This is a genomic window from Enterobacter sp. SM3 (assembly GCF_009811935.2).
GTDB classification, from domain to species: Bacteria; Pseudomonadota; Gammaproteobacteria; order Enterobacterales; family Enterobacteriaceae; genus Enterobacter; species Enterobacter asburiae_D.
Genome location: NZ_CP099971.1, coordinates 2,864,636 through 2,884,145 on the forward strand (window position 1 = coordinate 2,864,636; position 19,510 = coordinate 2,884,145).

Here is a 19,510-nt window from a genome sequence, read left to right on the forward strand (position 1 = left end):
AGTTCCTGTTACTGAGATTCACTCGCGGCCCGGAAGTTTCTTCCACGCAACGGTGTTTCGCAAATAAACCGGCTCCGCGTGTTCAACGGCAACAGTTTTTCCTGCTGCGAGCAGCTGGCAGGCAATCGGTAGCATATCTTCCGCAGCCGGCAGCAGCATGTTGCCGTCCACCAGCGTCACGCCGGTGCCGCTCGCCATCTCCGGCCACGCAGGCCAGCCGGTGCCGACGGTCGCCCACTCGCCGGAGAGCTGTTGCAGTCGTTCAGTGACCGCTTCCGGCTTGAGCACGGCTTCCGTCTCTTCACCGTGCCACACGCCCTGCTCGTCGCGAGTGTATTCGGCCCAGTAAACTTCGCCCATGCGGGCATCTATTGCGGCCAGGACGCGCGTTGCCCCGGTCATGCGCCATGCGCCCTGCGCCATGGTGGCGAGGGTAGAGACGCCAATCATCGGCAGTTCGGCGCCCAGCGCCAGCCCCTGCGCAATGCCAATCCCGATGCGAACGCCCGTAAAGCTGCCAGGGCCACGGCCAAAGGCCAGCGCGTCGAGGTCGGTTAAGGAGGTGTTGCCCTGGGTTAAAATGGCTTTTACCAGGGGCAGAATGCGTTGGGTGTGTTCCCGTGGGCACTCTTCGAAATGGGCAGAAACAGTACCGTCGTTCAACAGAGCGACAGAGCAAGCCTCTGTCGCGGTATCAATAGCCAGAATTCGCATCAGTCGTCGCGCTCTCGCAAGGGTCAGTCACAAAATGGCGCGCATCTTAGCACACTCCGGGGTAAATTACTCCGCCGTTGGGTTTGCCAGGAAACGCACCGCGCGTTTTATGTCCCGCGTCCGCGGCGCGGGCGGCAGACTGGCGAGGAAGGTTGCCCCGTAAGGACGCATCACCAGCCGGTTATCGCAAATGACCAGCACCCCGCGATCGGTAACGTCGCGGATTAATCGCCCTACCCCCTGCTTGAGGGTAATCACCGCGTCCGGCAGCTGCACCTCGTCAAACGGATCGCCCCCGCGCAGGCGGCAGTCTTCCATGCGCGCCTTCAGCAGCGGATCGTCCGGAGAGGTAAACGGCAGCTTATCAATGATCACCAGCGAGAGCGTATCGCCCCGCACGTCGACCCCTTCCCAGAAGCTGCTGGTCGCCACCAGCAGAGCATTCCCGGCGCTGACAAACTGCTGTAACAGCTGGCCTTTGCTGGTTTCGCCCTGCAGCAGCACCGGTAAGGTCATGGTGGCGCGGAACTGCTCGGCGAGGTCACGCATCATGGCGTGAGAGGTGCAGAGCATAAAACAGCGGCCGTTGTTGGCCTCGATCATCGGTTTTAACATCGCCGCCAGATGGCGCGCCGCACCCGGCTGGTTTGGCAGCGGCAGATTACGGGGAACGCAGAGCAGCGCCTGTTTTTCGTAATCGAACGGGCTGGGCAGGAGCAGCGATTCCGCCTCCTCAATGCCAAGACGTTCCGTGAAGTGATGCAGATCGTCATTCACCGACAGGGTTGCCGAGGTGAAGATCCAGCTTCCCGGTTTTTGCGCCATCACCTCTTTAAATTTATCCGCCACCGTCAGCGGCGTGAGCGCCAGCGTGAAGTGCCGCGAGGTGCACTCATACCAGTAGCTGAACCCCGGCTGGTTAATTTCTTTCAGCCGTTTGAGCCGCCCGCGATAGAGCGTGGCGCGTTCGAAGGCCGCATCCAGCAGCGCAGAGCGGCCGAGGGACAGTTTTGCCACGTCGTAGCAGAGTTCCAGGGCATCATCGAGCAGCAGCAGCGCGCGCTGGATGTTTTTGTCTGCCAGCAGCTCGCGCAGGTTGCCGCGATAGCCCGGCTCGCCGAGCTGTAAGCGGAAATCCTGTGCGCTTTGGGCCAGACGGTCGGCGCACTTCTGCAGCTGCTGGGTATCTTTGAGTTCGGTCCGGTAAGCGATGGTGAAATCTTTCGCCAGATCCTGCAGCTGGCGGCTGGAGAGCGACTGGCCGAAATACTGGCTGGCGATGTCAGGAAGCTGGTGGGCTTCGTCGAAGATCATCACGTCAGCCTCCGGGATCAGCTCGCCGAAACCGCTGTCCTTGACGACCATATCCGCGAGAAACAGGTGATGGTTCACCACCACCACGTCCGCGTCCATCGCCGTTTTGCGCGCTTTCACCACGAAGCAGTCTTTATACAGCGGACAGTCGCTGCCGAGGCAGTTGTCGTTGGTGCTGGTCACCAGCGGCCAGGCCGGGGAATCTTCCGGCACGCTCGCGCAGGTGCTGATATCGCCCTCTTCGGTCTGGTTCGCCCACGACCGAAGGATAATGACGTCGCTGAGGGTTTGCACCGGCAGGTCGCCGCCCGCCAGCGCCTGCTGCTCAAGTCGTTCCAGGCAGAGATAGTTGGAGCGCCCCTTCAGCAAGGCCAGACGCCCCTTGTATTTCAGCGCCTTAGCCACCGTGGGCAAATCGCGGCTGTAGAGCTGATCCTGCAGCGCCTTCGATCCGGTGGAAATAATCACCTTCTTCTTCGCGCGCAGCGCCGGAGCAAGGTAAGCATAGGTTTTACCCGTGCCGGTTCCGGCTTCGACCACCAGCGGCTGAGCCTTATCGATGGCGTGCGCAACGGCGTGCGCCATCTGACGCTGAGGCTCACGGGGTTTGAAGCCGGGGATAGCCTGCGCTAATTGACCTTCAGGGGAAAAATCGTCTGCCACGGTGCTCTCTCACTGTATTTTTGCACAGGGATTATGTCAGCCCATCCTCTCCTGTGCCACCCCAAATAGTGACGACAGGAGAACAATATGGCAGTCTTGCCGCCTGACGACGAAAAATAACGAGGAAACGTTTATGACAATTGTGCGCATTGATGCCGAAGCCCGCTGGTCTGATGTAGTGATCCATAACCAGACGCTCTACTACACCGGCGTACCGGCTAACCTGGACGCGGATGCGTTCGAGCAGACGGCTAACACCCTGGCGCAGATTGATGCGGTGCTGGAAAAACAGGGCAGCGACAAATCCCGCATTCTGGATGCGACGATTTTCCTGGCAAACAAAGACGATTTCGCGGCGATGAACAAAGCCTGGGATGCATGGGTAGTGGCGGGTCACGCGCCTGTACGCTGCACCGTACAGGCCACGCTGATGAAACCGGAGTATAAGGTTGAGATCAAGATTATCGCGGCGGTGTAAGCCCGATTACTCTTCTGGATCTTCATCTTCATCTTCGAATCGCGCCACAATCCGCTCGCCGGAATGACTGGCGCGAATCTCCTCGGCGACAACCGTAATCGCCTGTCCGCTGCTCATCCCCTGGGACATCAGTTCCTGAATTCGCTCAACCGCTTTCTGCTGCTGTTCATGGCTCAGAGAAGGTAAACCTGCAAACATCGTCAACTCCTGCTAAATTATTCGCGCTAATTATTTCACGCTGCCCGGTAGTATGCCACACATGAACATGCGCTTCCCCACTGTTATTACCTTGCCCTGGCGTACAGACGCCGCTGAATTCTGGTTTGCCCGCCTGAGCCATCTTCCGTTTGCGATGCTGCTGCATTCCGGCCATGCGGACCATCCCTATAGCCGCTTCGATATTCTGGTAGCCGATCCGCTAAAGACGCTGACAACCGATGACCTGTCGTTAACGGACGACCCGCTGGTGCAGCTTCAGCAGGCCATTAACGCGCTGGGCTTATCTGCCACGCCGAACCCGGACCTCCCCTTTCAGGGGGGCGCGCTGGGCCTGTTTGGTTATGACCTGGGCCGCCGTTTCGAAACGCTGCCGGAGCATGCGCAGGCTGATATTTCCCTGCCAGACATGGCCGTGGGGCTGTACGACTGGGCGTTAATCGTTGATCACCAGAAAAAAACGGTTTCCCTGCTGAGCCATCGTGACGTGCAGGCGCGTCTGGCGTGGCTTGAGGCACAGCAGCCTGCCCCGGCACAGACGTTCACGCTGACCTCCGGCTGGCGCTCAAATATGAGCGCAGCGGAGTATGCCGAAAAATTCGCGCGCGTTCAGGCGTATCTGCAAAGCGGTGACTGCTACCAGGTTAACCTCGCCCAGCGCTTCCAGGCGACATACCGGGGAGATGAGTGGCAGGCGTTTACCCGCCTAAATGCCAGCAATAAGGCGCCGTTCAGCGCGTTTGTCCGTCTGGAACAGGGGGCCATACTCAGCCTGTCTCCGGAGCGCTTTATTCATCTGGCCGAGGGTACGATCCAAACCCGTCCGATTAAAGGCACCCTGCCGCGTCTTGCCGATCCCGACGCCGATCGCCGGCAGGCGGAAAAGCTGGCCGCCTCGCCGAAAGACCGCGCCGAGAACCTGATGATTGTCGATCTGATGCGTAACGACATTGGCCGCGTCGCCGAACCGGGCAGCGTGCGCGTGCCGGAACTGTTTATCGTCGAGCCTTTCCCGGCGGTGCATCACCTGGTCAGTACCATTATCGCGCGTCTCCCTACCTCTCGCACCGCCTGCGATCTGCTCCGCGCCGCGTTCCCGGGCGGCTCCATCACCGGAGCGCCAAAGGTGCGGGCGATGGAGATCATTGATGAGCTGGAGCCGCAGCGCCGCAACGCCTGGTGCGGCAGCATCGGCTATATCAGCCTGTGCGGCACGCTGGATACCAGCATTACCATTCGCACGCTGACTGCCTGCGACGGAAACCTTTACTGTTCGGCAGGGGGCGGCATTGTTGCCGATAGTCAGGTCGATGCGGAATATCAGGAAACCTTTGATAAAGTTAACCGTATCCTGAAACAACTGGAGTAATCACGGGTGGAAAAAGAGAACCTGACGCTGGATGACTTTTTATCTCGCTTTCAGTTATTACGACCGCAGGTCAACCGCGAGGCGATGAATCAGCGACAGGCGGCAGTGCTGATCCCGGTCGTGCGTCGCACGCAGCCGGGCCTGCTGCTCACCCAGCGTTCTCCCCATTTACGTAAGCACGCGGGTCAGGTCGCCTTTCCGGGTGGCGCAGTAGACAGCTCCGACGCCTCGCTGATTGCCGCCGCGCTGCGGGAAGCGCAGGAAGAGGTTGCCATTCCGCCGGAGGCCGTTGAGGTCATCGGCGTGCTGCCGCCCGTCGACAGCGTTACCGGTTTTCAGGTCACGCCGGTGGTGGGCATTATCCCGCCGGGCCTGCAGTATCACGCCAGCGTCGATGAAGTCTCTGCGGTGTTTGAAATGCCGCTTGAAGAGGCGCTCCGGCTAAGCCGCTATCATCCGCTGGATATTCAGCGTCGCGGGCATGACCATCGGGTCTGGTTGTCCTGGTATCAGCATTATTTTGTCTGGGGCATGACGGCGGGCATCATTCGTGAACTGGCGCTGCAGATCGGCCTGAAACCTTGACTATACTTTACATTCCGCCCTCTTCTGCCAGGTTTGCGATCTGCGTCGCGCTATTAGCAAAACCCATCGTTAACCATTAGTTTAATTCATGTGAATAGTTAAGCCGAGGTCGGTGTTCCCTCTTACACTATGCGCAGTTATAACATCGTTACTGGAACCCCGGTAACCCTGTCAGGAGTGTGAAAGTGATTAGTATATTCGACATGTTCAAAGTGGGAATTGGCCCTTCGTCTTCCCATACTGTTGGCCCGATGAAGGCCGGTAAACAGTTCGTCGATGATCTGGTCGAAAAAGGATTACTGGAAAGCGTTACCCGTGTCGCCGTGGATGTTTACGGCTCGCTGTCATTAACGGGTAAAGGCCACCACACCGATATCGCCATTATTATGGGTCTGGCAGGCAATATGCCGGATACCGTTGATATTGATGCCATCCCGGCATTCATCCGCGACGTGGAAACACGCGGCCGCCTGCTGCTGGCAAACGGCCAGCAGGAAGTCGATTTCCCGCAGGATGACGGCATGCGTTTCCGCAGCGACAACCTGCCGCTGCACGAAAACGGCATGACCATTCACGCTTATAGCGGTGAAAAAGAGATTTACAGCAAAACGTACTACTCCATCGGCGGTGGCTTCATCGTGGATGAAGAGCATTTTGGCAAAGACAGCGTCGGCGACGTCAACGTACCGTACCCGTTCAAATCGGCTACCGAAATGCTGGGCTACTGCAAAGAGACCGGTCTTTCCCTGTCCGGTATGGTGATGCAGAACGAACTGGCCCTGCACAGCAAAAAAGAGATTGAAGACTATTTTGCGAACGTCTGGCAAACCATGCGCGCCTGTATCGATCGCGGGATGAACACCGAAGGCGTTCTGCCGGGTCCACTGCGCGTACCGCGTCGTGCCTCCGCCCTGCGCCGTATGCTGGTGACCACGGACAAGTTCTCCAACGACCCGATGAACGTGGTCGACTGGGTAAACATGTTTGCCCTGGCGGTTAACGAAGAGAACGCCGCCGGTGGCCGCGTTGTGACGGCGCCAACCAACGGTGCCTGCGGCATCGTTCCGGCAGTGCTGGCCTACTACGATCACTTTATTGAGCCCGTGACGCCGGACATCTATATCCGTTATTTCCTGGCGGCAGGTGCCATTGGTGCGCTGTACAAAATGAACGCCTCCATCTCCGGTGCGGAAGTGGGCTGTCAGGGTGAAGTGGGCGTTGCCTGCTCCATGGCGGCGGCCGGTCTGGCAGAGCTGCTGGGCGCAAGCCCTGAGCAGGTCTGCGTGGCGGCGGAAATCGGTATGGAACATAACCTCGGTCTGACCTGTGACCCGGTCGCGGGCCAGGTGCAGGTGCCGTGCATCGAGCGTAACGCGATTGCATCGGTGAAAGCCATCAACGCCTCACGCATGGCGATGCGCCGTACCAGCGAACCTCGCGTATCGCTGGATAAGGTGATTGAAACCATGTACGAAACCGGCAAGGACATGAACGCGAAATACCGCGAGACGTCCCGCGGTGGCCTGGCCATTAAGGTGCAGTGCGACTAATACTGCCTTTCGCCCATCTGCAACGGATGGGCGAATTTCCCTCTTCTTTCTCGTCTCCTTCTGCTTTCCCCACTACACTTTTACTGCTGCGTCCGGCTTTTGTGGCTGGTGGCTTATCAGGCGACCGTTCATGCAAACTGCACAAACGATCATTAAAAACTATCGCCGAAAACGCGTTATCGTCTGTGTCACGGTTGCGCTCCTCACGCTCATCCTGACGTTAGGCATTCGCTTTATTTCACAGCGCAATGTTAACCAACAGCGGATCCTCGATTTTACCAGCCACACCGTTCGCGCCCTTGATAACGTCCTGCTTTCTTTAGAGAACCGCCGCAGCGTGCTGCAGCCCCTGGTGGGGCAGCCCTGTCCGCAGGCGCACCTGGCGCTGCGAAAGCAGGCCGCCATTTTGCAGACGGTACGCTCCATCGCCCTGATTAACGAGGGTATCCTGTATTGCTCAAGTATTTTCGGGAGCCGCAACGTGCCCGTTCGCGACTTCCTGAAAGAACTCCCCGCCAGCACGGCGAAGCTGATTTTATCGACCGATCAGTGGCTGCTTAAAGATAGCCCGATATTGGTCCAGTGGTATCCCGTCTCTCAGGACGGTGAAGCTGGCGTTATCGAAATCATCAATATCGATCTGATCGCCAAAATGATCCTCGAGCCCCAGCGCCCGCTTATTAATGACGTGGCGCTGACCGTGGGCGATCGCTTTCTGCGCTATGGACAACGCGTCAGCGACAGCCTGACCTTTGATGAGGAGGGCTCTCTTTTCCGGCAGTCATCGACCCGAAATCCTTTCACCATTACGGTCAGCGGGCCAGGCCCTGGAGAGTTAGCCTTAAAAAGCCTGCCAGCCCAGCTGCCGCTGGGGCTGATGCTCAGCCTGCTGCTGGGCTATCTCGCCTGGCTGGCAACGGCAAACCGGATGAGCTTCACGTGGGAGATTGATATGGGCATTGCGGCGCGGGAGTTTGAGCTTTTCTGCCAGCCGCTGGTGAATGCCCGTACCCAGGCGTGCACCGGCGTGGAGATCCTGCTGCGCTGGAATAATCCGCGTCAGGGTTGGATCACCCCGGAGGTGTTTATCCCGCTGGCAGAAGAACATAACCAGATAGTCCCCCTGACCCGCTACGTCATCGCCGAAACGGTGCGCCAGATAGGCTACTTCCCTTCCAACGCCGGTTTTCACATCGGTATTAACGTTGCCGCCAGCCATTTCCGTCACGCGATGTTGATACAGGACCTGAACCGCCTCTGGTTCAGCGCAAGTCCGCGCCAGCAGCTGGTGATTGAACTCACGGAACGGGATGCGCTGCTGGATGCGGATTATCGCATCGTACGCGAGCTGCATCGCAAAGGGGTGAAGCTGGCCATCGACGATTTTGGAACCGGGAACAGCTCCCTCTCCTGGCTTGAAAAGCTCCACCCGGACGTGCTGAAAATTGACCAGTCGTTTACCACCGCCATCGGTACCGACGCCGTGAACTCGACGGTGACGGATATGATTATTGCGCTAGGTCAGCGGCTGAATATTGAACTGGTTGCTGAGGGGGTCGAGACAGAGGAGCAGGCGCGTTACTTACGCCGCCATGGCGTACCTGTTCTGCAGGGCTTTTTCTATGCGCGGCCCATGCCGCTACGGGATTTTCCGAAGTGGCTGGCGGGAAGCGCGCCCCCGCCAGCGCATCATAACGGGCACATCGTGCCCTTAATGCCGCTGCGCTAAGCCGGCTTATTCATCTTCATCGTGGGTTGATTGTTCTTTAACAATACGAACCATATCAACGCGATAGTCGTTGGCTTCAACGATCGTAATGTGCAGCGGCGCAAGCTCGATCACATCGCCTACGCGTGGGATTTGCCCGTTAACGGCGATCACCAGACCGGCAACGGTCGCGATGTCTTCTTCATCGTTGATCACGTTTTCCAGCCCCAGCGTGTGCGAGAGCGCGTGTAGGTCGGTGGTACCTTTAACCAGCCAGCCTTCACCGTCGGCTACGATCTCTGGCGTTTCGTCGGCATCCGGGAATTCACCGGCAATCGCTTCCAGCACGTCCAGCGGCGTAACCAACCCCTGCACCACGCCAAACTCGTTGGTGACGATAACAAAGCTACCGCGAGCGCGACGCAGCACGCCGAGCAGGTTGATAGGATCCAACGTTTCCGGCACGACAATCGCAGGCGACGCGGCAGCAACAGCTTCCACGTTAACGCCCTCTTCCAGTGCCACCAGCATCTCTTTCGCCCGCACAACGCCGATGATCTCATCCAGCTCACCGCGACACACCGGGAACAGGCTGTGCGGTGAAGAGAGCAGCTGCTGGCGAATTTCATCCACGCTCAGGTTAGCATCGACCCAGCTGATTTCCCCGCGCGGCGTCATGATGCCGCGCAGCGAACGGGAGGCCAGGGAGAGCACGCCGTTGATCATGTAGCGCTCTTGTTCCACAAACGCCCCTTCCGGGACCGGAACCGGATTATGGTTGTCGGAGTCAGACTGGACGTTCACCTGACGACGACCGCCCATCAGGCGCAGAATGGCATCTGCGGTACGGGCGCGCAGCGGCTGATTCGACTGCTGCTTAATAAAGTTACGGCGCGCAATCTGGTTGAACAGCTCAATCAGGATCGAGAAGCCAATCGCGGCGTACAGGTAGCCTTTCGGAATATGGAAGCCAAAACCTTCCGCCACCAGGCTCAGGCCAATCATCAGCAGGAAGCTCAGACACAGCACGACCACCGTCGGATGCTGGTTGACGAAGCGCGTAAGCGGCTTCGAGGCCAGCAGCATTACCGCCATCGCAATAACGACAGCCGCCATCATTACCGGCAGATGATTCACCATGCCGACCGCCGTGATCACCGCATCCAGCGAGAAGACCGCATCAAGCACCACGATCTGCAGCACTACCACCCAGAAGCTGGCATAGCCTTTACCGTGCCCGTCATCGTGCTGGCGGTTTTCCAGCCGCTCATGTAGCTCTGTCGTCGCTTTGAAAAGCAGGAATATCCCCCCGATCAGCATGATTAAATCACGCCCGGAGAAGGTGTAATCCATGACGGAGAACAGCGGTTTGGTCAGCGTGACCATCCAGGAGATGACGGAGAGCAGCCCCAGTCGCATGACCAGCGCCAGCGAGAGACCAATCAGGCGCGCTTTATCACGCTGTTTTGGCGGCAGTTTGTCCGCAAGGATGGCGATAAACACCAGGTTATCAATGCCGAGAACAATCTCGAGCACCACCAGCGTGAGCAATCCCACCCAGATTGACGGGTCCATTAAGAATTCCATGACAAGCTCCTGCTAAAGGAATGACGAAACGGTGCCCCACTCAACGTGGGCAAAACAGAGGTAAACAGAGTCGATACGTGGCGAGGATCGCCGGTGAATAAGGCGCGAAATGGCCTGGAAGATGACTGACGTCGGTGACGGTCCATATAGTGGGCTGTAGCCCCATACTCCTGAACGATTAAACGGAGGCTAAACATATCAGAGACAATGTGTTTTTAGCAAAGATTTACGTTCCTTTGCAAAGTTCTGTAACACAGCGGCTTTACTCTACAGATAAATCTGTAACGCGTGGCTAAATTACGGATCTTCATCACATAAATTATTTTTTCACTATCTAAAATAATTCGCGGAAGTCTTAGTTTTTTTGAACTCTAACCCTTATCTGAATCGATTCGGTTCGCCAATACGATTCTCAGTACGACTGCCTGGCAGGCGTATTAATGATAATAAAAGGAGGTAGCAAGTGACCATTGCTATTGTCATAGGCACACATGGTTGGGCTGCTGAGCAGCTACTCAAAACGGCAGAGATGCTGTTGGGCGAGCAGGAAAACGTCGGCTGGATCGATTTCGTTCCCGGTGAAAACGCCGAGACGCTGATAGAGAAGTACAACGCTCAACTCGCGAAGCTGGATACCAGCAAAGGCGTGCTGTTTCTCGTTGATACATGGGGCGGCAGCCCGTTCAATGCCGCCAGCCGCATTGTCGTCGATAAAGAGCACTATGAAGTTGTCGCCGGGGTGAATATTCCCATGCTGGTGGAAACCTTCATGGCGCGCGACGACAATCCGGCGTTTGATGAGCTGGTGGCACTGGCCGTTGAAACCGGTCGCGAAGGGGTAAAAGCCCTGAAAGCGCAGCCGGTTGAAAAACCCGCCCCTGCGCCTGCTGCGGCACCAAAAGCGGCAGCACCAGCAAAACCGATGGGCCCGAACGATTACATGGTTATCGGCCTTGCGCGTATTGATGACCGCTTAATCCACGGCCAGGTTGCCACGCGCTGGACCAAAGAGACCAACGTTCGACGCATTATCGTGGTCAGCGACGAAGTGGCCGCCGATACCGTACGTAAAACCCTTCTGACTCAGGTTGCTCCTCCTGGCGTTACCGCGCACGTCGTGGATGTCGCCAAGATGATCCGCGTGTACAACAACCCGAAATACGCGGGTGAACGCGTGATGCTCCTGTTCACTAACCCGACAGACGTTGAGCGCATTGTTGAAGGCGGCGTGAAAATCACCTCCGTGAACATTGGTGGTATGGCATTCCGTCAGGGCAAAACGCAGGTCAACAACGCCATTTCAGTCGATGCGAAAGATATCGAGGCATTCAACAAGCTGAATGCACGCGGTATTGAGCTGGAAGCCCGTAAGGTTTCTACGGATCAAAAACTGAAAATGATGGATTTGATCGGCAAAGTTGGGAAATAAGCCCGCGCCGGTTCTCACATAAAGCTTATGTAATAGGAGAAGTGCAATGGAGATTACCACTCTTCAGATTGTGCTGGTGTTCGTCGTCGCATGTATTGCGGGTATGGAATCCGTACTTGATGAATTTCAGTTCCACCGCCCTCTGGTGGCCTGTACGCTGATTGGGGCCGTTCTGGGTGACATGAAAACCGGTATCATCATCGGTGGTACCCTGGAAATGATCGCCCTGGGCTGGATGAACATCGGCGCGGCGGTTGCGCCCGATGCCGCGCTGGCCTCTATCATTTCGACCGTTCTGGTTATTGCTGGTCACCAGAGTATTGGTGCCGGTATCGCCCTGGCGATCCCGCTGGCAGCCGCAGGCCAGGTTCTGACCATCATCGTTCGTACTATCACCGTTGCCTTCCAGCACGCGGCGGATAAGGCGGCCGAAAACGGCAACCTCACGGCCCTGTCGTGGATCCACGTTTCATCCCTGTTCCTGCAGGCGATGCGCATCGCGATCCCGGCGGTTATCGTGGCGATCTCCGTCGGTACCAGTGAAGTCCAGAGCATGCTGAACGCCATTCCAGAAGTGGTCACCGGCGGTCTGAACATCGCGGGCGGTATGATCGTGGTGGTCGGTTATGCGATGGTCATCAACATGATGCGCGCAGGCTACCTGATGCCGTTCTTCTACCTCGGCTTCGTGACCGCTGCCTTCACCAACTTCAACCTGGTTGCACTGGGCGTGATTGGTGCGGTGATGGCGATCCTCTACATCCAGCTCAGCCCGAAATACAACCGCGTCGCGGGTGCCCCAGCGCAGGCTGCTGGTAACAACGATCTCGATAACGAACTGGACTAACAGGTGAGCGAAATGGTTGATATGACAAAAACTACCACCGAGAAAAAACTCACTCCGGGTGATATTCGTGGCGTGTTCATCCGTTCTAACCTGTTTCAGGGTTCATGGAACTTCGAACGTATGCAGGCGCTGGGCTTCTGCTTCTCCATGGTACCGGCGATCAAACGCCTGTACCCGGAAAACAACGAAGCGCGCCGTCAGGCGATCAAGCGTCACCTGGAATTCTTTAACACCCATCCTTACGTTGCGGCCCCCGTACTGGGCGTAACGCTGGCGATGGAAGAACAGCGTGCGAACGGCGCAGAAATTGACGATGGTGCCATCAACGGTATCAAAGTCGGCCTGATGGGTCCGCTGGCCGGTGTCGGTGACCCAATCTTCTGGGGTACCGTGCGTCCGGTCTTCGCGGCGCTGGGTGCCGGTATCGCGATGAGCGGCAGCCTGCTTGGCCCGCTGCTGTTCTTCATCCTGTTCAACGCCGTGCGCCTGCTGACCCGCTACTACGGTGTGGCCTACGGCTACCGTAAAGGGGTGGATATCGTTAAGGACATGGGCGGCGGCTTCCTGCAGAAACTGACTGAGGGGGCGTCTATCCTCGGCCTGTTTGTCATGGGGGCGCTGGTTAACAAGTGGACGCACGTGAACATCCCGCTGGTGGTCTCGACCATCACCGGGCAGGATGGTCAGACGCGCGTCACCACCGTGCAGACGATTCTGGACCAGCTGATGCCTGGACTGGTACCGCTGCTGTTGACCTTCGCCTGCATGTGGCTGCTGCGTAAGAAAGTGAACCCGCTGTGGATTATCGTTGGCTTCTTCGTCATCGGTATCGCGGGCTACGCTGTCGGCCTGCTGGGTCTGTAAGTTTCAATGCTATAGGCCGGGGGCTTGCCCCCGGTTTTTTTTATCTGGAGGATGAATGACTGTCACGGACATCGTACTGGTTTTATTTATTGCTGCCCTTCTGGCTTACGCGATCTATGACGAGTTCATCATGCCCCGCCGTCACGGCGAGACGCTGCTCTCCCTTCCCCTTCTGCGACGCGGGCGCGTGGATGCGTTTATCTTCGCGGGTCTCATCGCTATTCTTATTTACAATAACGTCACCGGGCATGGTGCAATATTAACCACATGGTTATTATGTGCGCTGGCATTAATGGCTGTTTATCTGTTCTGGATCCGCACGCCGAAAATCATTTTTAAATCCCGCGGGTTTTTCTTCGCCAATGTGTGGATAGAATATAACCGTATTAAAGAGATGAATTTATCCGAAGACGGTGTGCTGGTAATGCAATTAGAACAACGCCGCCTGCTTGTTCGGGTGAAGAATATTGACGACCTGGAAAAGATATACAATTTACTCGTTAAAACTCAATGAGTTATATATATAGCAATGGCTATATATTGCGTTTATCGTGCGCAAGAAATATAGCCAAAGCTATATCCCCTTCGTTAATTTGATCTCTATTTGTTAACGATATCTTCACGCTTAAAGACAAATGAAAATCGTTATCAATAAGCATTTTAAATAATGCCTCTTCATTGTTGTTTTATATTCTCAAAATATGTTAAGGTTGCGCCCGTCGTTGGGGAGTAGCCGATTTCCTGCTCGCAGGAAATGTACGTGTCAACATACTCGTTGAAAAACGTGGCGCGTACGGTTCGCTGACAGCACATCTTATGTGCGGCGCGATCAGGCGAGACCATAGATACATCAACTGCTGTTTACTGGGGGCAGTGATGTGTCATATGGATATCCCCGGTCTGGACGCTGTTATGAATATCTCCGCTACGATCCTCCTCGCTTTTGGCATGTCCATGGACGCGTTTGCTGCTTCCATCGGAAAAGGCGCCACGCTCCATAAACCTAAGTTCTCAGAAGCCCTGCGTACCGGCCTGATTTTCGGTGCTATCGAAACGCTGACGCCGCTTATCGGCTGGGGTCTTGGCATGCTCGCCAGCCAGTTCGTGCTGGAGTGGAACCACTGGATTGCGTTCGTCCTGCTGGTCTTTCTCGGTGGCCGAATGGTGATTGAAGGTTTTCGCGGCGGCGATGAAGAAGACGAGGAGCCGCAGCATCGCCACGGGTTCTGGCTGCTGGTCACCACGGCCATTGCCACCAGCCTTGATGCGATGGCCGTCGGCGTCGGTCTGGCATTCCTTCAGGTCAATATTATCGCCACCGCGCTGGCCATCGGCTGCGCAACGCTGATTATGTCCACGCTGGGCATGATGGTTGGACGGTTTATCGGCCCGCTGCTGGGTAAACGCGCCGAGATCCTGGGGGGAATTGTGTTGATTGGCATTGGTGCCCAGATCCTCTGGGCACACTTCGCCGGTTAATCTTCGCGCTGCCAGACGTGGATACTGAAATCCGTCTGGCAGCGAAATGTTGAGTGTGCAGCTAGCGCTTCCCATACTTCCGGTTTTGCCCGCCACGCGAACGGCGTCATCTGCAGCAACGCGGTGGCCTCTTCCCCTTTCAGCGTCATTTCATACGCCACGCTTTGCTCCTGCTTCAGGCTAAAACCGGCCAGCTGTTCAGAATGAGGGGCATGGAGACGCACTTCGTCGTAGATCAGGCCTTTCAGCTCCATCAGATGACGCGGGCCCGGCGTCACGGTGACGACCCATCCGCCCGGCTTCACCACGCGAGCCAGCTCTTCCGCCTTGCAGGGCGCGTAAATGCGGATAACAGCGTCCATGCTGGCATCGTCAAACGGCAGCCGGTGGCTGGATGCCACGCAGAACGTCACGTCCGCGTAACGCTTTGCCGCCGCGCGAATGGCCACTTTCGACACGTCCAGACCGAATGTCAGCGCGCCCTTGTCACGGGCAATCCCGGCAAACCGTGCGGTGTAGTACCCTTCCCCGCAGCCAATATCGAGCATGGCGGTGGCAGAATCCGGCAGAATGTCATTCAGCATCTGCGCGACGGTCTCCCGCAGCGGCAGATAGTGCCCGGCATCCAGAAAAGCGCGACGCGCCTGCATCATCTCTGCACTGTCGCCAGGATCGCGGGAGCGCTTATGCTGCACCGGCAGAAGATTCACGTAGCCTTCTTTTGCCATATCAAACTGATGCCCCTGCGGACAGGTATAACTTTTATCTGAATGCGTCAGGGGGGCGTGGCAAAGGGGACAACTGAAGGACATGGTGACTCCGGAGCATAATCAAAGGGCGAAGTGTACCGCTATTCGCCCTGGTTATAAACGCCCGGTTAACGCATAACGATAAGGTGATCGGAACCCGCCGGTAACCCGTCAGGTTTCACATTCTCCAGACGCAGCACGTTGCCCATAATCTCGCTGAAGACAGGCGCGGAAACGGCACCGCCGTAGTAGGCGCCATTTTGCGGATCGTTAATGACCACCACCAGGGCAAAGCGCGGATCGCTGGCAGGCGCAACGCCGGCCGTATAGGCGACGTATTTATCGACGTACTTCCCGCTGTCGTCAATTTTCTTCGCCGTACCGGTTTTCACCGCCACCCGGTAATCACGCACAGCAGCCTTAACCCCGCCGCCGCCGGGCAGCGCAACGCTCTCCATCATGTGCTCCACCTCGTGCGCAATCTCTTCCGGCATGACGCGGTGCCCAATAACGGGTGGATCGATACGCGTAATCGAGAGAGGTCGCTCAAGCCCGAAGCCGCCAATAGTGGCGTAGACGTGCGCCAGCTGGAGCGGCGTCACCATCAGCCCGTAGCCGAAGGCAAAGGTCGCGCGGTCGAGCTGGCTCCAGTATTTACGCTGGGGCAGCAGTCCCGCGCTCTCCCCCGTTAAGCCAAGCCCCGTATTCGTGCCAAAACCAAAGTTTCGATAGGTATCAATAAGATGCTGGACAGGCATTGCCAGGGACAGTCGGGACACGCCGGTGTCGCTCGATTTTTGCAGGATCCCGGTCATTGTCAGTTCAGGATAGTAGCCCACATCGCGGATACGATGCCCGTCAAGAGTATACGGGTGCGTGTCAATCACGCTGTCCGGCTGGACCAGCCCCTGCTGCAGGGCCGTCATCAGCACCAGCGGCTTGACCGTGGAACCCGGTTCAAACGTATCGCTGATCGCACGGTTGCGAAAATCGTTTATCGTCGCGCCTTCCCGGTTATTGGGGTTGAAATCCGGATAGCTCGCCATGGCGAGGATTTCCCCGGTTGGGATATTAATTAGCACCGATGCCCCAGACTCGGCCTTGTTCCAGGCCACGGCATTATCGAGCGCATCTTCGGTGATGGTTTGCAGACGCTCGTCGATACTTAACTGGATGTTATGCGCCGGAGCGGGCGCCACTTCCGTCAGGTTTTCAACCACGCGTCCGTAGCGGTCTTCCCTTACCTGTCGCACACCCGCCTTGCCTGTCAGCTGCGCGTTAAAGCTTTTTTCCACGCCTTCAATGCCCTGCCCGTCAATATTGGTGAAGCCAATCAGGTTCGCTGCCACATGGCCGGCAGGATAAAAACGGCGGGATTCATCGCGTAAATTGATGCCGGGCAGATTGAGCTTATCGATCCACTTTGCCTGTGCAGGATCGACCTGACGGGCAAGATAAATAAAACGGCCCTGCGGGTTGGCGTTGATTCGCGCCGAGAGTGTGTCCAGGGAGAGATGCAGCGCATTTGCCAACGCCTGCCAGCGCTCGTCAACGCCAACGCCTCCTTTTGCCAGCACCGTTTTAGGATCGGCCCACACGGCCCGGACAGGCACGCTCACCGCCAGGGGGCGACCTTCGCGATCCACTATCATGCCGCGCGGCGCATCAATCGCCAGCTGGCGGAGGGAGCGCATATCTTCCTGCTTCACCAGATTGTCAGGCTTGATGATTTGCAGCCAGGCAACGCGGCCCAGCAAAAAAGCCAGACTACAAAAAATAGCTAAACAGAGCAGCACAAAACGCGCTGGCGTGAAATTGCCAGCGGTCGTTATCAATTTCTTCTTCACCTGAACCCCGGGACTGTAAAACAACGCCCTGATTTAACGGGAAAAAATGGGTTTAGGGTGGCAAAACAGTGCTACTAACCTCGCAGCTTTGCAACAAGTTACTAACAAGACCGCGAATAGTAATATTTTGAAAGATAAGGGGCATAAAAAAGCCCCGCGTTATGCGAGGCTTTATGTCTGAGATTGAAGTGCTAAGCGCTTCAGTCAGCAGCGGTTCGATCAGATAGCAGTTACGTTAACTGCAGCTGGGCCTTTCTGGCCGTCCTGAATTTCGAACTCAACGTTCTGGCCTTCAGCCAGAGTTTTGAAGCCGTTACCCTGGATTGCAGAGAAGTGTACGAACACGTCTTTGCTGCCGTCAGCAGGAGTAATGAAACCAAAACCTTTAGACTCGTTGAACCACTTAACTTGACCTTTAATCTTTGCCATTTTGCAAAATTCCTTAGAGTGTTTTCTTAGCCCGCAGGCATTAACTGAGATAAAACTGAGACATTACTGCATGAGGCACTAATATAAGGTTCGGCAGAGAAGCGGTATTCAACGACAACGTGTTTACTCAGGACTTCTTTACTGAAAATGCCACACATAAACAGAACTGTACCTCGTTTGACCCAAAACGTGTTATCACACACTATGTTTAATATGGCAAGCCATTTTTAAACATGTCTCGATCCGCCGCACAAATTCGAACAGTGCCTGTCAGGTTTTGCACAATTATGCGCATCACGTACAGACAGCTCTGCTGCGTAACAAAGACCCGGCGTTGCTTTCACAACCGCTGTAATCTAAGACTTTTTTAACATAGCTCAATCATAACGAAGCGTCCAGCAACCGGGAAAAGAAATCTTACGTCTTGATTGAGTTAGAACAATTTGTGAAAACTTATGCTTAAATCATTGTAACGCGACCAAATTGTTTCAGAGAAAAAACACCGTTAATAACCCACGCCCGACTGTATTAAAATGCACCAGTTAATAAACGGTGTTATGCACCAAAATAATGAAATTTTTATGAACCTGCATCAAAAGAAGGCAAGCAAAACGTTTCGATAGAAATAAAACATTTCTACGCGCGTCTACATACAGAATATATGCAACAATTAATCGCTTCGTTTATAAGGATAAATATTCGCCAATTTTCAGTATCCTGAAAGAATGATTAACTGGTGCTAAATTATCTAGCGCGTCAGTTAACTCCCGCACAGGTTCATCAAGAGCTTCATCTGCCAGTTCAAACACGCCCCAGTGAATGGGAAACGCCAGCGGACAACCCAACTGCTGCCACAATGCCACCGCGGATTGCGGATCCATATGGTGGACAGCCATGAACCATCGTGGGGCGTAGGCACCTATCGGTAACGCGGCAGCATCGATATGGCCCAGGCGTTGAGGTATCAACAGCAGCTCGGGCGAATACCCCGTATCACCGCTGAACCAGAAACGATGATGTCGCCCTTCCATAACCCAGCCGCACCATAATGAGCGATTGCGGTTCCATGGCGTGCGCATACTCCAGTGCTGTGCCGGTACGGCGGTCAGCGTCATCCCCTGCCAGGTGAAACTCTGCCACCAGTCGAGCTCAACCACGCGTTTTGCCCCCCGGCGGCGAAACCAGTCGGCCAGGCCCAGCGGAACAAAAAAACTGACGTCGGGGAAGCGCTTGAGGATACGGCGAATGGTCGCGTCATCAAGATGATCGTAATGATTATGGGAGATGACGACCGCATCAAGCTGATGAAGTTGATCGAGTGACAGCGCGGGAGGCGTTTTACGCTGTGGTCCCAGGAAAGGAAGCGGAGAAGCGCGGCGTGAAAACACCGGATCGGTAAGGATGATATTGCCGTCCAGCTGCAGCAACACACTCGCGTGTCCGAGCCACCACACCCCATCTTCATGAGATTGCGTAAGCTCAACCGGTTGCCACCACTGGTGGATAAAGTCTTCATAACCCAGCGCGGGCGGCTTCGGTAAACCGGCCTCTTTACGCGCTTTACGCCAGCGGTCAAGATCGCCGGGTTGATGTCCGACAGGATCGGTATTACAAAAACCGTTCGGGGTGTGATGTTTCAGGGAGGGGTCATACCAGGGATTTTTCCAGACCACAGCCACCTC

The 19,510-nt window shown here is 56.1% G+C and carries 19 protein-coding genes and 1 pseudogene; 10 read left to right on the top strand and 10 right to left on the bottom strand.

What is annotated here, in order from left to right:
- Positions 1-18: 18 nt before the first annotated feature.
- Both tsaB and GVO84_RS13470 read right to left on the bottom strand, forming a co-directional pair.
- Positions 19-714 carry a tRNA (adenosine(37)-N6)-threonylcarbamoyltransferase complex dimerization subunit type 1 TsaB gene (tsaB, locus tag GVO84_RS13465; protein WP_121424136.1) on the bottom strand — a complete coding sequence of 232 codons (696 nt, stop codon included), beginning with the start codon at positions 712-714 and terminating at the stop codon, positions 19-21.
- A gap of 66 nt (positions 715-780) precedes the next feature.
- Complete coding sequence (locus GVO84_RS13470; RefSeq protein ID WP_100166045.1) at positions 781-2,691, bottom strand: ATP-dependent DNA helicase; 1,911 nt, start codon at positions 2,689-2,691, stop codon at positions 781-783.
- A gap of 133 nt (positions 2,692-2,824) precedes the next feature.
- Between GVO84_RS13470 and GVO84_RS13475 the strand changes: the two genes are divergently transcribed.
- Positions 2,825-3,169, top strand: a complete 345-nt coding sequence (locus GVO84_RS13475) for a RidA family protein (protein WP_008500498.1) — start codon at positions 2,825-2,827, stop codon at positions 3,167-3,169.
- A gap of 6 nt (positions 3,170-3,175) precedes the next feature.
- Here the strand turns inward: GVO84_RS13475 and GVO84_RS13480 are convergent, their stop codons facing one another.
- Positions 3,176-3,367 carry a YoaH family protein gene (locus tag GVO84_RS13480; RefSeq protein WP_033145823.1) on the bottom strand — a complete coding sequence of 64 codons (192 nt, stop codon included), beginning with the start codon at positions 3,365-3,367 and terminating at the stop codon, positions 3,176-3,178.
- Positions 3,368-3,428: 61 nt separating this feature from the next.
- Here GVO84_RS13480 and pabB point away from each other — a divergent pair, with 61 nt between their 5' ends.
- From pabB to GVO84_RS13500, 4 genes are all read left to right on the top strand, one after another.
- Complete coding sequence (gene pabB / locus GVO84_RS13485; RefSeq protein ID WP_159515648.1) at positions 3,429-4,754, top strand: aminodeoxychorismate synthase component 1; 1,326 nt, start codon at positions 3,429-3,431, stop codon at positions 4,752-4,754.
- A 6-nt stretch (positions 4,755-4,760) separates the two neighbouring features.
- Positions 4,761-5,339: a CoA pyrophosphatase gene (locus GVO84_RS13490; RefSeq protein ID WP_159514413.1), complete on the top strand. Its 579-nt coding sequence runs from the start codon at positions 4,761-4,763 to the stop codon at positions 5,337-5,339.
- Between the two features lie 185 nt (positions 5,340-5,524).
- The gene (sdaA, locus tag GVO84_RS13495) at positions 5,525-6,889 is read left to right on the top strand and encodes an L-serine ammonia-lyase (protein ID WP_023336071.1); all 1,365 of its coding nucleotides are present in this window, start codon (positions 5,525-5,527) and stop codon (positions 6,887-6,889) included.
- Positions 6,890-7,019: 130 nt separating this feature from the next.
- Positions 7,020-8,618, top strand: coding sequence for an EAL domain-containing protein (locus tag GVO84_RS13500; protein WP_159514414.1), 1,599 nt, complete (start codon positions 7,020-7,022; stop codon positions 8,616-8,618).
- Between the two features lie 6 nt (positions 8,619-8,624).
- On the opposite strand, the gene yoaE is transcribed toward GVO84_RS13500, so the two are convergent.
- Positions 8,625-10,184 (bottom strand): CNNM family cation transport protein YoaE, encoded by a 1,560-nt coding sequence (gene yoaE / locus GVO84_RS13505; RefSeq protein WP_159514415.1) that lies wholly within the window; start codon positions 10,182-10,184, stop codon positions 8,625-8,627.
- A complete protein-coding gene (locus GVO84_RS13510) occupies positions 10,172-10,381 on the bottom strand; it encodes a protein YoaL (RefSeq protein WP_423257739.1) in 210 nt (69 codons plus the stop codon). The genes yoaE and GVO84_RS13510 overlap by 13 nt, the downstream gene beginning before the upstream one ends.
- Positions 10,382-10,647: 266 nt before the next feature.
- On the opposite strand from GVO84_RS13510, the gene manX reads away from it, so the two are divergent.
- The 5 genes from manX (at position 10,648) to mntP (ending at position 14,803) form a co-directional block, all read left to right on the top strand.
- Positions 10,648-11,613 (top strand): PTS mannose transporter subunit IIAB, encoded by a 966-nt coding sequence (manX, locus tag GVO84_RS13515; protein WP_032658500.1) that lies wholly within the window; start codon positions 10,648-10,650, stop codon positions 11,611-11,613.
- A 46-nt stretch (positions 11,614-11,659) separates the two neighbouring features.
- Complete coding sequence (gene manY, locus GVO84_RS13520) at positions 11,660-12,460, top strand: PTS mannose transporter subunit IIC (protein WP_008500490.1); 801 nt, start codon at positions 11,660-11,662, stop codon at positions 12,458-12,460.
- A gap of 12 nt (positions 12,461-12,472) precedes the next feature.
- On the top strand, positions 12,473-13,324 hold the full coding sequence (locus GVO84_RS13525) for a PTS mannose transporter subunit IID (RefSeq protein WP_006810994.1): 852 nt from the start codon (positions 12,473-12,475) through the stop codon (positions 13,322-13,324).
- A gap of 55 nt (positions 13,325-13,379) precedes the next feature.
- Positions 13,380-13,838, top strand: coding sequence for a DUF986 family protein (locus tag GVO84_RS13530; protein WP_054829575.1), 459 nt, complete (start codon positions 13,380-13,382; stop codon positions 13,836-13,838).
- Positions 13,839-14,236: 398 nt separating this feature from the next.
- Positions 14,237-14,803, top strand: a complete 567-nt coding sequence (gene mntP, locus GVO84_RS13535; protein ID WP_032642447.1) for a manganese efflux pump MntP — start codon at positions 14,237-14,239, stop codon at positions 14,801-14,803.
- Here mntP and rlmA read toward each other — a convergent pair.
- The 5 genes and pseudogenes from rlmA to GVO84_RS13560 all read right to left on the bottom strand — a co-directional run bounded on the left by rlmA (position 14,800) and on the right by GVO84_RS13560 (position 19,501).
- Positions 14,800-15,615 (bottom strand): 23S rRNA (guanine(745)-N(1))-methyltransferase, encoded by an 816-nt coding sequence (rlmA, locus tag GVO84_RS13540; protein WP_159514416.1) that lies wholly within the window; start codon positions 15,613-15,615, stop codon positions 14,800-14,802. The genes mntP and rlmA overlap by 4 nt on opposite strands.
- A 65-nt stretch (positions 15,616-15,680) precedes the next feature.
- Positions 15,681-17,399: a peptidoglycan glycosyltransferase FtsI gene (gene ftsI, locus GVO84_RS13545; protein WP_159514417.1), complete on the bottom strand. Its 1,719-nt coding sequence runs from the start codon at positions 17,397-17,399 to the stop codon at positions 15,681-15,683.
- 219 nt (positions 17,400-17,618) lie between these two features.
- Positions 17,619-17,828: a transcription antiterminator/RNA stability regulator CspE gene (gene cspE / locus GVO84_RS13550; RefSeq protein WP_001062678.1), complete on the bottom strand. Its 210-nt coding sequence runs from the start codon at positions 17,826-17,828 to the stop codon at positions 17,619-17,621.
- 13 nt (positions 17,829-17,841) lie between these two features.
- Positions 17,842-17,986: pseudogene (locus GVO84_RS13555) on the bottom strand (DUF2627 domain-containing protein).
- Between the two features lie 525 nt (positions 17,987-18,511).
- Complete coding sequence (locus GVO84_RS13560) at positions 18,512-19,501, bottom strand: MBL fold metallo-hydrolase (protein ID WP_159514418.1); 990 nt, start codon at positions 19,499-19,501, stop codon at positions 18,512-18,514.
- Positions 19,502-19,510 lie beyond the last annotated feature (9 nt).